The sequence below is a fragment of the Pseudomonas sp. IT-93MI4 genome (assembly GCF_949767635.1).
Lineage (GTDB): Bacteria > Pseudomonadota > Gammaproteobacteria > Pseudomonadales > Pseudomonadaceae > Aquipseudomonas > Aquipseudomonas putida_A.
Window position 1 is genome coordinate 260482 of record NZ_CATKPP010000011.1, and the last position, 17260, is coordinate 277741.

10 protein-coding genes and 1 pseudogene are annotated in these 17260 nt (G+C 60.2%); 3 read left to right on the forward strand and 8 right to left on the reverse strand.

Annotated features, from left to right (window positions below; translation table 11 throughout):
• Window positions 1-915: 915 nt before the first annotated feature.
• From ACM6I7_RS08345 to ACM6I7_RS08355, 3 genes and pseudogenes are all read right to left on the reverse strand, one after another.
• Window positions 916-7575: pseudogene (locus tag ACM6I7_RS08345) on the reverse strand (filamentous hemagglutinin N-terminal domain-containing protein); the annotation flags it as partial.
• Window positions 7576-7599: 24 nt separating this feature from the next.
• Window positions 7600-9306, reverse strand: a complete 1707-nt coding sequence (locus tag ACM6I7_RS08350; protein ID WP_150368791.1) for a ShlB/FhaC/HecB family hemolysin secretion/activation protein — start codon at window positions 9304-9306, stop codon at window positions 7600-7602.
• A 154-nt stretch (window positions 9307-9460) separates the two neighbouring features.
• A complete protein-coding gene (locus tag ACM6I7_RS08355) occupies window positions 9461-9910 on the reverse strand; it encodes a winged helix-turn-helix transcriptional regulator (RefSeq protein ID WP_414888332.1) in 450 nt (149 codons plus the stop codon).
• Window positions 9911-10098: 188 nt separating this feature from the next.
• Between ACM6I7_RS08355 and ACM6I7_RS08360 the strand changes: the two genes are divergently transcribed.
• Window positions 10099-10917: an alpha/beta fold hydrolase gene (locus ACM6I7_RS08360; protein ID WP_225135318.1), complete on the forward strand. Its 819-nt coding sequence runs from the start codon at window positions 10099-10101 to the stop codon at window positions 10915-10917.
• A gap of 45 nt (window positions 10918-10962) precedes the next feature.
• On the opposite strand, the gene ACM6I7_RS08365 is transcribed toward ACM6I7_RS08360, so the two are convergent.
• The 4 genes from ACM6I7_RS08365 to ACM6I7_RS08380 form a co-directional block, all read right to left on the reverse strand.
• Window positions 10963-11673 carry a DUF72 domain-containing protein gene (locus ACM6I7_RS08365; RefSeq protein WP_414888333.1) on the reverse strand — a complete coding sequence of 237 codons (711 nt, stop codon included), beginning with the start codon at window positions 11671-11673 and terminating at the stop codon, window positions 10963-10965.
• Window positions 11673-12104: a DNA methylase gene (locus ACM6I7_RS08370; RefSeq protein ID WP_414888334.1), complete on the reverse strand. Its 432-nt coding sequence runs from the start codon at window positions 12102-12104 to the stop codon at window positions 11673-11675. Before ACM6I7_RS08370 ends, ACM6I7_RS08365 begins: the two co-directional genes overlap by 1 nt.
• 111 nt (window positions 12105-12215) lie before the next feature.
• Window positions 12216-14003, reverse strand: coding sequence for a thiamine pyrophosphate-requiring protein (locus ACM6I7_RS08375; protein ID WP_285373827.1), 1788 nt, complete (start codon window positions 14001-14003; stop codon window positions 12216-12218).
• Between the two features lie 199 nt (window positions 14004-14202).
• A complete protein-coding gene (locus tag ACM6I7_RS08380; RefSeq protein ID WP_414888335.1) occupies window positions 14203-14478 on the reverse strand; it encodes a DUF2798 domain-containing protein in 276 nt (91 codons plus the stop codon).
• Between the two features lie 126 nt (window positions 14479-14604).
• Between ACM6I7_RS08380 and ACM6I7_RS08385 the strand changes: the two genes are divergently transcribed.
• Complete coding sequence (locus ACM6I7_RS08385; RefSeq protein WP_414888336.1) at window positions 14605-15534, forward strand: LysR family transcriptional regulator; 930 nt, start codon at window positions 14605-14607, stop codon at window positions 15532-15534.
• 21 nt (window positions 15535-15555) lie between these two features.
• Here the strand turns inward: ACM6I7_RS08385 and ACM6I7_RS08390 are convergent, their stop codons facing one another.
• The gene (locus ACM6I7_RS08390; RefSeq protein ID WP_414888337.1) at window positions 15556-16449 is read right to left on the reverse strand and encodes a LysR substrate-binding domain-containing protein; all 894 of its coding nucleotides are present in this window, start codon (window positions 16447-16449) and stop codon (window positions 15556-15558) included.
• Window positions 16450-16625: 176 nt separating this feature from the next.
• Between ACM6I7_RS08390 and ACM6I7_RS08395 the strand changes: the two genes are divergently transcribed.
• Window positions 16626-17246 carry a LysE family transporter gene (locus ACM6I7_RS08395; RefSeq protein ID WP_115989557.1) on the forward strand — a complete coding sequence of 207 codons (621 nt, stop codon included), beginning with the start codon at window positions 16626-16628 and terminating at the stop codon, window positions 17244-17246.
• The last annotated feature ends 14 nt before the right edge of the window (window positions 17247-17260 follow it).

The window sequence follows — 17260 nt, forward strand, 5'->3', positions numbered from 1 at the left end:
CCCGCCATCACGGGAAATTTCGATGTCACTTTCCGGCGTCAAATTGGCAAGAGCGGCTGGAATCGAAAGCAAATTGTTCGGGTCGTATTCTGATTTCTGACCCGTGGCCGGATGCTGATAGGCACCGTACTTCATGAGTTTCTGGCCGGTTTCCGCATCGACCAGAATATCGCGTACCTCTTCGCTCCCCTTGCGGAAAAACGTTTCCTTCGCATGCTTGCCAGTACGGAACTGCCCGGCATCATCCATGTAGTGGAACGTCAGCGGTCCATTATCATTGCGCTGGTTGTACTCCCAGACATCCCCACGCATGAAGCGTGAATACGTGCCGTCAGTAATGCCCGGCATCTTGTAGATCCGCGTGCGCTCGATAGTGCCGGCGGAAGCACCGACGTTGCTGAAGTTGGCAGCATTGACGGTGATGTCACGAGCAGCCACCACTTCACTGCGACTGTTGAGGAAGTCTCCACCGTTGAAAGTAAAGTTCCCACCGGACGTCAATTTCGCGCCGGGAGACTGATCGGACACGCCCCCTTCGTAAATTTCTTTCAGGCCAAAGTCGACGTAATAGGTATCACCGCTGCAGTCATTACACTTGGTTGCAATGAACCCGGAGACCAACTTTCGCGATACTTCAAACTTTTCTCCACGGTTGTTCAGTGTCGCGGCGTTGATCGACATGTTGCCAACGCTTTCCATAGTCCCGGAAATGTTTTCCAGAATATTGGCCCGCTCTACACCTCCGTAACCCTTGATAGTCAGGTCGCCCAAACTGTAGAAGTCACCGTAGCTATTAGTGAGGCTAGTGACCTCAAGGTTGGTGTTCTCACCACTGAAAATCAGGCCACGATCATTCACCAGGTTCGGCGTCTTGATCGTTACCGACTGAGCGCCGCCCAAGGTGCCTGTATTGTTGAGGCTGCCGGCTTCAACGGTAAGATCTGCGTTGGATGTCAGACGTCCGGCGTTGTTGAGCAAGCCGCCAATCTTGATCTGCATATCGCCACCACTGGCGATACTGGAAACAGAATCGAGCGTCAATTGTGCTGCTGTGAGATTAATTCCGCCGACGCTCGACAGGCGTCCATTGCCGCTATAACTACCGCCCAGTTGCATATCGATGACGCCATCACTGGCGATCAAACCATTATTTATCCAATTACCACCGCGCGCCTGCAGCGACTCAGATGCGAGCAACTGTCCACTGGCAGTCTGGCTGAACTGCCGAACATTGACGTTCAAACGTCCAGCCTGGATGACACTGCTGTTGTTCCAGGTATCAGCATTGAGTTCCAGCAGCCCACCGGTGGTGATGCTGCCCCCCGCACCGATCACATTGGCCGTGGAGATCTCGAACTTGCCGCGGCCGACGTGGTTGAGTTGCCCGCCGTCATTGAGGAAGCTGCCGACGTTGACGGTCATGTCGGTGTTGGCGGTTTCCAGCACGCCGTTACGGTTGTCGAGTTGGCCGCCGATCTGGAAGTCGGTCTTGCCCCAGTTGCCCAGCGAACGCAGACGACCATTCTGGTTGTTGACGTTGGCCGCCCTGACGGCGAGTTGCGTGTTGCTTTCAATGACACCCGCAACGTTGCTCAGTGCGCCGCTGAGGCCGAAGTCGATGCGCTCACCGGCAATTTGCCCGGCACCGTTGTCCAGGTTGGTGCCGCTGACGCTCACCAGACCTTTGGCATAAAGCACACCGTTGCGGTTATTGAATCCGGCCGTGGTGATGTTCGCGTCTGTCGCTTGCGCGGAGATGCGTCCGCCGTTGTTGTCCAGCCCGGCCAGTGCCGACAGCTTCAGACCCTGTGCCTGAATGATGCCGCCCTGACGGTTGTTGTTGAGGTCGTAGCCATTGCGCAGCACACCTACCGTGCGCGCTTCGAGCGCGCCCTTGATGCTGGACAGAGTCCCGCCACGGTTATCGATATTGGCGGCGTTGATGCTCACATCACCGTTTTGTGCGATGACCTTGCCGCTCTGGTTGTCGAGGTCGCCGCTGATATCCAGGGTCAGGCCGTTTTCGCTTTGCAGCGCACCCTTGCCGTTGTTCAGGCTCGCCGCCTTCAGTTGCAGCGCGGAGTTCTGGCTGTAGATCAAACCGTCAGCGTTGTTGCGCACTGCGCCGTTGGCGGTAATCTGTAGCAGATCATTGGCGGCGATGGTGCCCTTGTTGCTGTTGTCCAGCGTGCCGCTCGACAGGTTCAGATTCTTCTGGCTGGCGAGTTGGCCGTTCTGGTTGCTCAGATCAGTCACGCCCTTGATCAGCACGGGGCCCGCGCCAGCCAGTCGGCCACCGTTGTTGTTGAGGTCGCCGCTGAGGTTGAGGGTGATCGCGTCGTTGCTGGCGATCTGGCCACCACTGTTGTCCAGTCGCGAAACCGTGGCGGTGATCGCCTGCTGCGCATTGATCGCGCCGCCGACGTTGGTCAGCGCCCCGTTCAGCGTGAGGACCTGCCCTGCTCCGCTGCTCAAAATACCTTTGTTGCTGTTATCGAGGCTGCCGGCCTTGACGGTCAGGCTGCCTTCGGCGACCAGCGCACCGGCACCGCTGTTGAGCAACGCGTCTTTGAGCTCGACCGCGACATCACCGAGCTTGCTCGAGAGTGTGCCGCTGTCGCGGTTGTCGAGGCTGTCTCCGCTGACGCTCAACCCTTGCCAGCCGGACAGCAAGCCTTTCTGGTTGGTGATCGAGGTGCCACGCAGCAAGAGTTTTTCGCCGCTGATCAACTTGCCGGCGTTGTTATTCACGGCACGAGCGATGACGTCGAAACCCAGGTTGCTGGAGATCTCACCGCGCTGGTTGTTCAGGTCGCGCAGACGCTTGAGGGTCAGCGGGCCTTTGGCGGTGAGCAGGCCGTTCTGGTTATCGAGGTCACCGTTGGCCAGGTCCAGCGTGACGGCTTGGTCGCCCAACAGGCGGCCGCCGTTCTGGGTCAACGAAGTCAGGGTCAGATCGATGTCACGCGCGGCGGAGACTTCACCGCCATTGCTGGAGTCGAGACTGGTCGCGGTCAGCTTCAGATCGCCCTTGCTGTTGATCAAACCACTGTCACGGTTGTTCAGCGCCATCGCATTGAGCGTGACCGCGCTGACACCCAGTAGCGTGCCGCTCTGGTTGTTCAGATCGGCACTGCCGATGTTCAGCGCCTGCGCGGCACTGATCAGGCCGCTGGCATCGTTGCGCAGCAGGCCATCGACCGTGAGTTCAAGATCGCCACGGCTGACCAGGCTGCCACCACTGTTGTTCAGGCTGCCTGCCCGCGCATCAATCGACGCCGCGCCGATCAGGCCCTTGACGTTGTCCAGCGCGTTGGCAATGCGCAGGGTCAAGCCCTGATTGCTCAGGAGTTTGCCGTTGCTGTTGTCCAGGCTTTGCGCGGTCAAGGTGAACGCTTCAGTGCTGGAGATCGTGCCGCCCTGGTTGTTGACGCCGTTGAGTTGCTTGAGCAGCAGAGTGCCGGGCGCGCTGATCACGCCGTTGATGTTGTTCAACTGGCCGTGGTTCAGGTCCAGGCTCAGGCGCGTGTTGCTGAGCAGCTTGCCGCCCTGTTGATCGAAGCCTGTCACCGACGCGGTCAGTGCGCCCTGGCTGCCGATACTGCCGGCATCGCTGTTGGTTACCTGGCCGGCGACGAGATCGAGCGTGTCGGCGCTGCTCAGCGAACCGCTGCTGTTATCGAAGTCACCGGTCGTGACCGTGACCGCGCCTTTGCCGCTGACGATGCCCTTCTGCCGGTTATCCAGGCCGGTACTATTCAGCACGAGGGCGCCATCGGTGACGATCCGTCCGCCCTGGTTATCGACTTTGCCAGTGCTGTCGAGAGTGAGATCTGCAGCGTTGGACAGGCTGCCACCGGTATTGCTCAGTTGCGCAGTATTGACGGTCAGCGCGCCTTCGCTGCTGACTTTGCCGAGGTGGTTGGTGAAGTCGCCGCTGAGGTTCAGCAGCATGTCCTGCTGGCTGAGCAATTCACCGCCGCTGTTGTCCAGCGTACGACCTTGCAGCTTCAGCAGCGTGCCCGTATCGATCAGGCCTTTGTTGCGGTTGAGCAACTGATCGACCGTGAGCGTCAGTGCCTGGCTGGTGAAGACCTTGCCGCCATCGCCATTATCAAGTTTTTTACCGGTCAGCAGCAGGTCGCTGTTGGTGGAGATTTCGCCGCCACGGTTGTCCAGCTCATCGACCGTCAGGGTCATGGCTTTGGTCGAACCGAGCAAGCCACCCTGGCGGTTGTCGAGGGTCTCGGCGCTCAGTTTGAGCATACCGGTGGCGATCAGTTTACCGTTCTGGTTGTTCAGGTTTTTGACCTGAACACTGGCATCGGACTTGCCGGCAATACTGCCCTGCTGGTTGATCAGCGTATCAGCGGTCAGCGTCAGTTCACCGTCGGCGATGAGTGTGCCGGACTGGTTGTTCAAGGTCTTGTCGGTGGTCAGCACCAGGGGGCCACGACTGCTGATCAAGCCATCCTGGTTCTCGAGGCTGACAGAATGGCTGTCGAGTGCCGCCGCAGAAATAACACCTTTGAGGTTATTCAAGGCTTGAGCAATGCGCAGCGTCAGCCCTTGCTGGCTGATCAGCTTGCCGTTGCTGTTATCCAGGTCATTGGCGGCGAGGGTGAATGCTTGCTGGCTGGAGATCTCGCCGCTGTGGTTGTTCACGCCATTGAGGTTTTTCAGCAGCAGGGTGCCGGGCGCGTTGATCAAACCGTTCTGGTTGTTCAATTGGCCGTGGTTCAAATCAAGGGTCAGGTCGGATTTGCTGAACAGTTCGCCGCCCTGCTGATCCAGCCCGGTGACCGATACGTTCAACGCTTGCTGGCTGGCAATCCGGCCAGTGGCGTTGTTGACCTGAGCGGCCTTGAGCGTCAGAGACGCTTCACTGGTGAGTTTGCCGCCCAGGCTGTTATCGAAATCACCGGTATCGACATGACTGGCGCCTTTGGCGCTGATCAAACCTTTCTGGCTGTTATCGAGGCTGGCGCTGGTCAGGGTCAAGGAGCTGTCGGTGTTGATCGAACCCGCCCGATTGAGCACCGCGCCACGACTGGTTACCGACAATACGCCGGCTGTGCTCAGGCCACCGGCGCTGTTGTCGAACCGGCCAAGATTGGCCGTCAGCGTGCCCTCGCTGCTGATAGTGCCCTGCGCGTTGATCAAGGCATCGTCGAGGGTAATCACCAGACCGTTGAGACTGTTGAAGCGACCGCCGCTGTTATCCAGGCTGCTGCCGGTCAGCGTGGTTGCGCCCTTGGCGCTGATCAGGCCTTGATTCAGGTTGATCAGTTTCGCCACGGCGAGGCCCAGGTCGGTGCCGGCCAGCAGCTTGCCGCTGTCGCTGTTGTCCAGGCGCTGGCCCTTGATGTTCAACAGCAGACTGCTGGAGATTTCGCCGTTGCGGTTGTCGATGTCGTCGACTGTCAGGGTCAGCGCTTTTGTGGTGCCGACCAGACCGCCATTGCGGTTGTCGAGCGTCTTGCCGGTCAGGCTCAGATTGCCCTGAGCGACCAGCGCACCACCCTGCTGTTGCAGCAACCCGATGGCCGCAGTCAGATCACCTTGGCTGGAGATCCGACCTGCGGCGTTTTGCACTTCGCCCGCGTTGAGGCTCACCGGACCGACCGCACTGATGAGTCCGCCGCTGTTGTCCAGACGTGTACCGGCGTAAGCGATACCGGACTTGCCGGTGATCTGGCCCTTGTCGCGGTTGTCCAGACGATCGACGTTGAGCGTCAGTTGCTGATCAGCCTGGATCACGCCTGTGCGGTTGTCTGACGTATCGCTGCGCAGTGCCAGTGTGGTTTTGCCGATGACTTTGCCGTCGCGGTTGTCGAGGCTGCCGGCTTGCGCATCGATGGCGCCCTTGGCGGTGATCTCGCCTTTGTTGCGGTTGTCGAGTGCGCCGCGCAGACGCACGGTCAGGCTACCGTCGCTGACGAGCACACCGCCATCGCGGTTATCCAGGCTGGCCGCCTGCAGACTCACCAACTGGCCGGAGCCGAGCACGCCGTCACGGTTGTCCAGCGCGCCGCTGAGGTCGATATTCAGCCCCAGATCGCCGAGGATCTGACCGCTGCGGTTGTTCACCGTTGCCGCGTTGAGCCGGGTGACGCCGCTGCTGGAAAACTCGCCGTTGCTGTTGTCCAGTTGACCGAAACTACCGGTCAGATGGCCCGAGCTATGGATCACCCCTTGAGTGTTGAATAGCTGATTGGCGGTGACGTTCAGCGTCGCATTACCGAGCACGCGGCCGCTGTTGCGGTTGTCCAGCGTGCCCGCCGTGATCGCCGTGGTTTGTCCGCTGAGCGTACCGCCCTGGTTGCTCAGGGTTTGCGCGGCGCTGACGGTGAGATTGCGGCCGGCGATGAGGCTTTTGCCAGTGTTGTCGAGGTTTTGCGCACTCAGGCTCAGATCACCGTTGGCGTTACGGTTGCCGTCGGCGTTGACCCCGGCCTCGATGACTCCGGCGTTGGTCAGCTGACCACCGGCACTGAGGTTGATACTGTCGCGGGCAGCCAGGGTCTGGTGGTTGGTCAGATTGCCTTGGGTTTGCACGTTCAATGTCGTTCCGGCATACACCGGCCCGCGCGCATCGAGACTGGCCGCCTTGACGTTGACCGCACCGGTCGCCGAGGTATCAACCAGGCTCAATTGACCATTGGCATCAAGCTGAATATCGCCACCGCTGGCGATCAGTTTACCGTCGAGCTTCACGCCGACCCCGGCCTCGGTGCCAACCAGTTTGATCGCCCCGGCATACATCCCGCCCAGCGCCGAGGAGTCAATCGCCAGTTGCGGTTTGGTGCTGCCGTCATCGGCACGGGCCGTGGCATTCAGGGTTTGTGCGTTGACGTCGTTGCGCCCGGCAACAATCGTCAGATTCTGCGCCTGAATTTCGGCGTTGATCTTCGCGCTACGGGTGATGATTTCGAAGCGGTCGACGTTATTGGCGTTGAGGCCTGCGCCTTCGATCGCCACAGAACCCTGATCAACCTGAAAACGATCCAGCCGGCCCGCGCCATCCAGCACCGGCTTACCGGTAGTCAGCGTCACGCGCGGTGCGTTGATGAAGCCGCAGCCATTACAGGTGATGCCATACGGGTTGGCGACTATCACGCGCGCCGACTGCCCCGCCACTTCGGTGTAACCGCGCAACTGGCTCGGGTTGCCGCTGATGACTTCGTTGAGAATGGCTTGCGCCGAACCGCTGTTTTTCAGGTTCGGGTTGCCAATGATGTGCCCGGCCAACTGGGTGTTCGAGGTCTGCGCCGAGCCGTTGTTGAGGATGACACCCTGCGCGCCGACGTTGTAATCGTGGAACTGGTTATGCGACAGCCCGCTGCCGTTGGGCGTGGCGATGTTGATGATCGGCACGCCATTGCCGGCCCGGTCCAGCGCGGTGTTCGGGTTGGCCACGACAATGCCGTCGGCCTGCGCCCACATCGGTTGCCAGAACATCACGTTCGCCAGCAGGAACGCCAGCCCGCGCTTGGGCATGCCCAGAAACGACTCACGGTTTTTTACGGCCGCAGAAGGCTGGCCTGCAAGGAAGGCGAACTGACGAACATCCATGTCGATGGTCTCGAAGAATTTGAATTAGATGAAAAAGTCGAGGCGGAAATAGATCGGCGCTTCACGCTCGGTCAGCACGTCCGGGCGTTCGAGGGAATGCGCAAAGGTCACGCTGGCGGCCACATGCTCACCGCGGGCGAACAGTTCCAGCGAGTTGCTCGACATGCGTCCGTGCTGATCACCGTTGTAACGGTCGCCGCGAATCACGCCTTGGTCGTAACCGAGGCTGGTGCCGTATTCAGCGAACACCGGGCGCAGCCATTCGGCCGTGACCGGTCGGCTCCAGCGCAGATCGTTGCGCCAGTAGCCGCCGCTGTCGCCGGACAACGACTGATCCTTGTAGCCACGGATCGACGCTGACCCGCCAAGGCTGGTGCGCTGCGGACTGAACAGCACGTCTTCGCTGCGCTGGCCGGTCATCAGGCTGCTGAAGCTGAAGGATTCGCCCCATACCTTGAACGGCTGCAGGTAGCTCAGAGTCGCGGTGTATTTGCGGTAGCGTGCGTCGGGCTCGCCGGGGCCTGGATCGTGGCTGCCCTGCGCATCGAACGCGCCGATGCCTTCCTGCATGCCGGCGTCGAAGTTGACGAAGGCGCTGCCGATGCGGCGACCGTGGTTGAAGCCGAACTGCGCTTCGCTGATACGGTTGCTGCTCAGCTTGAGCTTGCTGTCTTCGATGTAGTTGTTGGTGCGCAGGTAGGACAGCCCGGCGCTGAGCGAAGTCTTGCTCACCGAGTCGCGATGGATCACTCGCTCGGCGCGCAATTGATGGTTTTCGCTGTCGCCGGTCTGCTTGAAGTTGTAGCCGTTGGCGGCGATCTGCGAGCGGTAGTCGCTCTGGCTGTAGGTGTAGCTGAAGTTCCACCAGCCCCACGGCAGGTTGTAATTGAGCATGGCGTTGCTGGAGGTGTGCTGGTGATCGGTCATTGCATCGTGACCACCGCGCAGGCTCAACTGATCGGCCAGGCCCAGCGGACTGTCCCAATCGAAGGTGGTGCCCCACTGCTGTTCGCCGGTGCTGCGCTGGCCGTCGTTGCTGCGCGACAGTCCGGCACGCCATGGTTTCTGCGGCGTGTTGGTGACCAGCACTTCACTGCCGCCGACGTTTTTGCCCGGCGCCAGCTCCATCTTGGCCTGATTGGACGGCAGGCGATTGAGCTGATCGACCATCTGCTCGATCTCGCGCAGGTTGACCAGATCGCCGGACTTGCCGGGAAAGGCCATCGCCAGCTCACGCTCCGAAAGCTTGCTGTTCTCGGCGCCTTTAATGCCTTCGAGCTTGCCTTCGACCACCAGCACTTTCAGATGCCCGCCAGACAGATCCTGCTGCGGCAGGTAGGCGCGGCTGGTGACCAGGCCTTTCTCGATGTAATGGTCGGTGATGACCTTGAGCAACTCGTTGAGTTGCGGCACCCCGAGGCACTGGTCGATGTAGGGCTTGAGCAGGCGGGTTTTGTCGCTGTCGGACAGACTGTCGGCGCCCTTGAGTTCGATGTCCTTGATCGGGAAACAACGGGTGTCGGTGGGCGCCGCTGGTTGCGCCGGACCGGCCTCTTTGCCGGGCAGATTTTTCAGGTCTTCAAGACGCCGCTGCTGCTCTTCGAGCAAGCGATTCTGGCGATCGCGGATCAGGTCGGTTTCACCGGGAGTGGGTGCAGCGAAGGCAATCTGGAGTGGAGACAGGCACAGCAAAGCTGCGCACAACCTCGCCGCGAGGGCGGGTGGGTACATGTTCGATCCCTCGATACGGAATGACATCAAAATAGTGGCGCGATATTAGATGGCCATCATTTTGACGTCAAACAATCGTTTCAACCTTTTGTCGGGTTTGTAACAGGGATTGAACAATCGATGCGGCTGCGGTTTTCCGAGGGGAATCCTTGGGTCAGTGCGCAACGCCCAACTTCGTCGCCACGTCCTGAGGTGCCAGTAAGCGGCCATCCGCTGAACGCAATTTCAGTTTCCTGATCGGCTGCCGCTGCTGCGCATCAACCATCACCGAACCCGGCTCACCCGGCGCATACAGGTGCTCCCCGCCCCACTGCGACAGCGCGACGATCACCGTCTGCAAGGCCTTGCCGCGTTCGGTCAGCACGTATTCCTTATAGGCACCGCCATCGGCGGCCGGCACGGTTTGCAGGATCCCCTGCTCTACCAGGCTCTTGAGCCGAGCGCTGAGCATATTCTTGGCGATATCCAGATTCTTCTGAAAATCACTGAAGCGGCGGATGCCCTCCAGCGCATCGCGGATGATCAGCAGCGACCACCAATCGCCGATCAGGTCCAGCGTACGGGCGACCGGGCAGGCGTTGCCGTGCAGACTTTTGCGCTTCACAGGGTGTTTCTCCATCAAATCCAGCGTGTGGTTGCATCTTACAACTGTGACGCTGGAAAAGAACCACGCCACCCGCCATGGCAATTGAGCACTTGCGTACAAGTGACAGCCGCGATTTGCGCCGATAGTGATGGGCGGCCATTGCGGCATCCGGCCTTCCGAACGATCGCCCACAGCAAGGAGTTCCCATGAGCACATTCACTACCGATGACGGCACACAGATCTATTTCAAGGACTGGGGCAGCGGCAAACCCGTGTTATTCAGCCATGGCTGGCCGCTGGATGCCGACATGTGGGAATACCAGATGGAATACCTGAGCAGTCGCGGCTACCGCACGATTGCCTTCGACCGCCGTGGTTTCGGGCGCTCCGATCAACCGTGGACCGGCTACGACTACGACACCTTTGCCGATGACATCGCGCAACTGATCAACCACCTCGACCTGCGCGACGTGACGCTGGTCGGCTTCTCCATGGGCGGCGGCGACGTCAGCCGCTACATCGCCCGCCACGGCAGCGAGCGCGTTGCCGGGCTGGTACTGCTCGGTGCAGTGACGCCACTGTTCGGCAAGAAAGCCGACTACCCGCAGGGCGTCGACACCTCGGTGTTCGACGGGATCAAGGCCGGTCTGCTCAAGGATCGCGCGCAATTCATCGCTGATTTCGCCGCGCCGTTCTACGGCACCAATCAGGGCCAGAAAGTCTCCGACGGCGTGCTCACGCAAACCCTGAACGTCGCCCTGCTCGCCTCGCTGAAAGGCACCGTGGATTGCGTCACCGCATTCTCGCAAACCGACTTCCGTCCAGACATGGCGAAGATCGACGTGCCGACCCTGGTGATCCACGGTGACGGCGATCAGATCGTGCCGTTCGAAACCACCGGCAAGCAAGCCGCCGCGCTGATCAAGGGCGCCGAGCTGAAAGTCTATGCCGGCGCCCCCCACGGTTTTGCCGTAACGCACACCGAAGCGCTCAACGAAGACCTGCTGGGTTTCCTGAACCGCTGATGTTCGTCGGCGCGACAACCTTCTAAGAGTAGTTGTCCGCCTGCTTCAATCTGCCATCAACGCTGCCAGTGCCAACGCGTTACCCAGCGCGGCACCACTGGCAGTGTTGTCGAAGATGCACCAGGCCGCGGCACCCTCTGCTGCCGCGACTTTCATTTGCTCTGCCAGCGCTTGCAGATAGCGCTCATCGTAGGCGCTGTGGTAAATGCGTGGCGAACCGTGCAGCCGCCAATAACGCACATCCGCCCAGCCCTGCGCCGAACCATCGGTGCTGATCCGCGACGGATCGACCACGACCTGGGAAATCCGATACGCCTGCAGCATCGGCGCCGCCACCCACGACTCATGCCGTGGCTCAAGCACCACGGCACCGGCGAAGCGTTGGCGCAACGCTACGAAAAACGCCTCTGCACTTGCCGGCTCAAACACCAGCGACGGCGGTAGTTGCACCAGCAAACACTCCAGCCGATCGGCCAGACCCTCGCACTGCCCGAGAAACTCATCCAGCGCCTGATCACAGTTCTGCAGACGCAACTCATGAGTGATCTGCTTTGGCATCTTCACCGAAAAACGAAAGCCCGGCGGCACCGAGTCCGCCCAGCGCGCATAGGTCTGACGCCGATGCGGGCGATAGAACGAGCTGTTGATTTCCACACAGTTGAACTGCGCGGCATAACGTTGAAGATGCGTGCCCTCGGCCGGAAACTGCGGCCAATACTCACGCCCCAGACTCCAGCCTGCGCAACCGATGAACATCAAAAAAGCACCCTCGCCGCTTCACGCATGAAAATCTCCACGGTCTTCGGACCAATCCCGTCAAACGCCATCAGGCGCTGTTCGAACTCGGCACGATCGACGCAGGCCTTGACGATGTTGCCGACCTTGCCGGCGTACTCATCATTGAGCCGCGCCGCCAGGGCCAGCAGCCGCGTGGCCGTGGTTTCGTCGTAACGCACGTAATGCGCCTCACCGAGCATGCCGACCAATTGTCGATGCGTGCAATGGGCGAGTTTGCGCAGCGTATCGCGCTGATGCCGCTCGGCAATCACTCGATAGGCCTCGGCGGCAATGCCGGCCTGAATGCGCTTGCCCATCAGGAAACTGGCGAGCAACCATTTGAACAACCCCTCCTCGCTTAACGGATCAAGGCTGATGTGCAGATCTTGGGCGCTGACGGTTTTGCTCATTGGATATTTTTCACGAACCTCTGTAGGAGCTGCCGCAGGCTGCGATCTTTTGATCTTGTTTTAAAAAATCAAAGTCAAAAGATCGCAGCCTGCGGCAGCTCCTACATGGGGTTATTTTTTGCCGGGCAGGACGCTGGCCAGCACCTGCTTGGCGGCTTGCACAATCACGCCCGCTTCGTCGGGGTCACCCTTGAGCAAAGTGGTGGCGAATTTTTTTGCCTGTTCGAGCTTGATGTGCGGCGGCAACGGCGGCACGTTGGGATCGGTTTTGAACTCGATCAGCACCGGCACGTCCGAGGCCAGCGCCTGCTCCCAGGCGGCAGCGACGTCCTCGTCGCGGTCGACGAAAATCCCCTTCAGGCCGATGGAAATGGCGAACAGGTGATACGGCACGTCGGGAATGCTTTGCGAGGCTTCGAACTTCGGATCGCCCTCCATCACCCGCTGCTCCCAGGTGACCTGATTCAGATCCTCGTTGTTGAACACCGCACAGATCCACTTCGGGCTGCTCCACTGGCGCCAGTATTTGGCGACGGTGATCAGCTCCGCCATGTTGTTCATCTGCATCGCGCCGTCACCCACCAGCGCAATCACCGCGCGCTCGGGATGGGCGAACTTGGCGGCGATCGCATATGGCACGGCAGCGCCCATCGAGGCCAGGCCACCGGACAGCGAACACTGCATGCCCCGGCGAATCTTCAGGTCTCGGGCGTACCAGTTGGCGCAGGAACCCGAATCGCTGGTGATGATCGCTTGATCCGGCAGGCGCGGTGACAGTTCATACACCACCCGCTGCGGATTGATCGGATCGGCTTTGGACATCGCGCGTTTTTCCAGGGTCTTCTCCCAGGTACTGCGCCAGCCTTCGATTTTCTTGCGCCATTTGTGCGAAGTTTTCTGTTCGAGCAACGGCAGCAGTGCAGCAAGGGTTTCGGCGGAGTCGCCGACCAGATTGACCTCCATCGGATAACGCAGGCTGAGCATGTCTGGCTGCAGATCGATCTGCACGCCACGCGCCTGACCTTCCTTGGGCAGGAACTCGGCATAGGGGAAACCCGAGCCGATCATCAGCAAGGTGTCGCACTCGTGCATCATCTTGTAGCTCGGTTCGGTGCCCAGCAGGCCGATGCTACCGGTGACCCACGGCAAATCGTCCGGCAGCGCAGCCTTGCCGAGTAACGCCTTGGCGACCCCGGCACCGAGTTTTTCCGCAATGGCGATCACTTCATCCGTTGCCTGCAGTGCGCCGGCGCCCACCAGAATCGCGACTTTTTCACCGCTGTTCAGCACATCAGCGGCGCGCTGCAGATCGGCCTCGTAGGGCAGCACTTTCGGCTTGGTGTAACCGACGCCGGAATGCGCGGTGCCATGCGCCCGCGCCGGTGGCTCATACTCAAGATCCTGCAAATCATTGGGCAGGATGATCGCCGTCACCCGCCGCTCGCCAACCGCCGTACGCACGGCGCGGTCGAGCAAATGCCGAACCTGCGACGGCGCCGACGCCTGCTGCACAAACGCCCCGGCCACATCCTTGAACATCGAGACCAGGTCCAGCTCCTGCTGGTAATGACTGCCAAGCGCCGTCCGCGCCTGCTGGCCGACAATCGCCAGCACCGGTTGATGATCCATGCGTGCGTCGTATAACCCGGTGATCAGGTGCGAAGCACCCGGTCCCGAAGTGGCGATGCACACGCCCAACTCGCCCGTGAACTTGGCGTGGGCCGAGGCCATGAAAGCGGCCATTTCTTCGTGTCGCGCCTGAACGAATTCGATCTTGCCATTGGCTCGGGCGAGCGCGCCGAACACGCCGTTGATGCCGTCTCCCGGATAACCAAAAATCCGCGTGACGCCCCATTGGCTGAGCCGCTCAACCAGAAAATCTCCCACTGTCGTCGTCATCTCGTTCCTCGCCTGTCACCTGTGCATGAAGCCTGCCCGGCGAGATATCCGCCGGGCAGTACATGGGTCTGGACAGCTTGGGAGCGCGCGAAGTTTCGATTGTTTTTACCCGACGGCGTTGCCGAGCCGCTCCCTGCAGGAGCTGCCGCAGGCTGCGATCTTTTGCTGTTGTTTTTGAAGATCAAAAGATCGGGGCTCATCAACGATGCGGGTGCACCGTCATCGCCACCAGTTTGATCACGATCGGCCGCACCACGAGGATGCAAAGGAAAGCCACCGGCATCGCCAGCTTGTAGGCGTGCAAGGCATTACTCAGGTAGTCGTTATCAATCCCGGAATTGGCGGCGGTGATCACCAGCGACATCAGGAACGCCATGATCGTCGCCATGTACAACGCAAACACGTACGGCGTTGCACGCGGCGACAGCTTGCGCCGGGTGGGATACAAGGCCTCGGTAGTGGTTCTTTGATTCATATGGCTTTTCCATCCATTGACAGGGAGCCGGCACCTTAGCAAAGCCCCCTGCCCTCAACTAGACGGCCCGCCACAGGTACTTTATAAAGCACAACTTACGAATCAAACCCACGCGGCGGGACACGGATGAATCTGTTGGCGGCGATTGCCAGTTTTATCAAAGTGGTCGAAGCAGGCTCCATCGTCGGCGCCGCCAAGACCCTGGGCGTCAGTGCGGCCGCGGTGAGCCAGACCCTCAGTCGCCTCGAAACGCACCTCGGCGTTCGCCTGCTGCAACGCACCACCCGCAGCATGGCCCTCACCGAAAATGGTGCGCTGTATTACGAAAAGGTCCGACGCATCGCGGCTGATCTGGAGTCGGCGCAAAGTGCGATCGTCGGCGATGAAAGCGAACTGCAAGGGCGTTTGAGCATCGCCTCCACCAGTGCATTCGGCCGCCACGTCCTGGCGCCGTTACTCGCCAGTTTCGCCGCGCTGCATCCACGCCTGCTGGTCGAGCTGTCGACCACCAACGGCAAAATCAACCACATCCAGGACGGCATCGACCTGAGCCTGCGGATCAAGCCGCAACTGGAAGACGGCATCGTCGCGCGCCGGATTGTTTCCCTGCCGTTCATCTTCTGCGCCGCTCCCGCCTACCTTGCGCGCGCCGGGGTGCCGCAATCACCGCAAGAGCTGCAACACCACGCCTGCCTCGCGTTTCGCTATCCACTGGATGGACGCTTTCTGCGCTGGGGCCTCATCCGCGACGGCCAACGCTACGACGCCCCGATCAACGCCACCGCCATCAGCGACGACATCGATGCCTTGGCGCAAATGGCAGTCAACGGCGCAGGTGTCACGCGCCTGGCCGAATTCGTCGCTGCGCCCTATCTCGAGAGCGGTCAACTGGTGCAACTGTTCGAAGATCTTCCGGGTGAAACCCACGGGCATGTCGAACCGATGGACATCTATGCATGCGTGCAGGAACGTGCGGCGATGACGCCGAAGGTCAGAGCCTTCATGGATTATTTGACGGAGCACTTGAATAGGCGCTGGCCAGTGCAAGCTGGTTGATCCACAGCAGCTCTTGCACTTTCAAGGCTGCAGATCACCCCCAAACCATTGACTGCACGCACTCATCTGCTGGCTAATCCACTCGCGAAAAAGCATGGCATTGGCGCTCTGTTCGAAGGGTCGCGGTGACAGCAGGCAATAACTCGAACCGTCGCGAACGAAGCCGAACGGCGCGATCAACTGGCCGGACTTGAGTTCGTCCTGCACCATCAGAAACGACGCCATACCGACGCCCAGCCCGGCCAGCGCGGCCTGAATGCACAGGTAGAAATGCTCGTAATCGACCCGACTGCCCCCTGCCGCGCTGATCCGGGTCTGTCGCATCCAGTTGTCCCACGCCTGCGGGCGCGTCTTGCTGTGCAGCAGGCAGGCGCCGCGCAAATGCTCGCCGTCAGGACGACTGGACGGCACGCAAACCGGACCGATCCACTCCTCGCAAACAGTCACGGCGTGCACGGTCTCGTCCCAATGGAAATCGTCGCGGCGGATCGCCAGATCCACGCCTGAACGAGCGAAGTCGATCGGTCCGCCGGCCGTCAGCAATTGCACCTGCAACTGTGGGTGTGCGCTGTGGAAGTCAGGCAAGCGCGGGATCAACCACTTCATGGCGATGGTTGGCTCGCAGGACACCACCAGCACATCGTCGTGGACTTCACGCTGCAGGCGATAAACCGTGTTCTGCAATTGCTCGAACATCGGCGCGGTGACGTTGAACAGCAAGCGTCCCGCGTGATTGAGAAAAATCGCGCGGTTACGCCGCTCGAACAATTCGACCCCGATCGCCTCCTCCAGCAAGCGCACCTGGCGGCTGACCGCGCCGTGGGTGACGTGCAGCAACTCAGCGGCCTTGACGAAACTCTGGGTCTGGGCGGCGGTGTTGAAGAAGCGAAAGGCAGCCAGCGGAGGCAGGTTCATATAGACGATGATTTCTCACAGATTTTCGCGACTATAAATCGTTTTTTTTGCCAAAGACACTTCTCCATCATGTCGCCACTCAGGGCCTGTTAATTCCATCCACGCTGTTGGCGGCGATGCTGCAGGCGCTGTATCTGTGAATTCAAGTAGCGCAAATAACGCGATGGAGCGTATGGATGAATGAATTGTTTCTGGTAATCGCCATCACTGTTCTGGCGGTGATCAGCCCCGGCCCGGACTTTGCCATGGTCACTCGCAACAGTTATGCCTACGGGCGGCGCAGTGGTTTGCTGGCTGCGCTGGGCATCGCCTGTGGCGTGCAGGTTCATGTGTTCTACACGGTGTTCGGGGTGGCGCTGATCATCACTCAGTCACCCATGTTGTTCTGGATGATGAAGCTGCTGGGTGCCGGCTACCTGGTCTATCTGGGCATCAAGTCCTTTACCAATAAATCTGTTCTGACATTTGCAGAGGCGAGCGCTTCGGCACCCCGTGCCTGGAAGGTGTTCTGCTCGGGATTTCTGACCAATGCACTGAATCCGAAAACCATGTTGTTCGTGGTAGCGGCGTACAGTCAGGTGGTGGAGCCAGGCAGTTCGCTGACGTTGAACTTCGCCTATGGCCTGTTCATGTCGGTCATTCATTGGCTGTGGTTCAGCCTGGTCGCGCTGTTTTTCTCCACCGAACGGTTACGCCGGCGCCTGCTGGAAAAACAGCGGCTCCTCGACAAGGCCATCGGGATCGCGTTGATGGGTCTGGCGGCGTGTTTGATCATTCCGGGGGTTGCGCAGTCTTGAGCTAGAGCGTTTAT

Coding starts and splice junctions, on each gene's coding strand:
- ACM6I7_RS08395 (WP_115989557.1), top strand. CDS start 16,626: ATGAATGAATTGTTTCTGGTAATCGCCATCACTGTTCTGGCGGTGATC.
- ACM6I7_RS08360 (WP_225135318.1), top strand. CDS start 10,099: ATGAGCACATTCACTACCGATGACGGCACACAGATCTATTTCAAGGAC.
- ACM6I7_RS08365 (WP_414888333.1), bottom strand. CDS start 11,673: ATGTTCATCGGTTGCGCAGGCTGGAGTCTGGGGCGTGAGTATTGGCCG.
- ACM6I7_RS08375 (WP_285373827.1), bottom strand. CDS start 14,003: ATGACGACGACAGTGGGAGATTTTCTGGTTGAGCGGCTCAGCCAATGG.
- ACM6I7_RS08370 (WP_414888334.1), bottom strand. CDS start 12,104: ATGAGCAAAACCGTCAGCGCCCAAGATCTGCACATCAGCCTTGATCCG.
- ACM6I7_RS08380 (WP_414888335.1), bottom strand. CDS start 14,478: ATGAATCAAAGAACCACTACCGAGGCCTTGTATCCCACCCGGCGCAAG.
- ACM6I7_RS08350 (WP_150368791.1), bottom strand. CDS start 9,306: ATGTACCCACCCGCCCTCGCGGCGAGGTTGTGCGCAGCTTTGCTGTGC.
- ACM6I7_RS08385 (WP_414888336.1), top strand. CDS start 14,605: ATGAATCTGTTGGCGGCGATTGCCAGTTTTATCAAAGTGGTCGAAGCA.
- ACM6I7_RS08390 (WP_414888337.1), bottom strand. CDS start 16,449: ATGAACCTGCCTCCGCTGGCTGCCTTTCGCTTCTTCAACACCGCCGCC.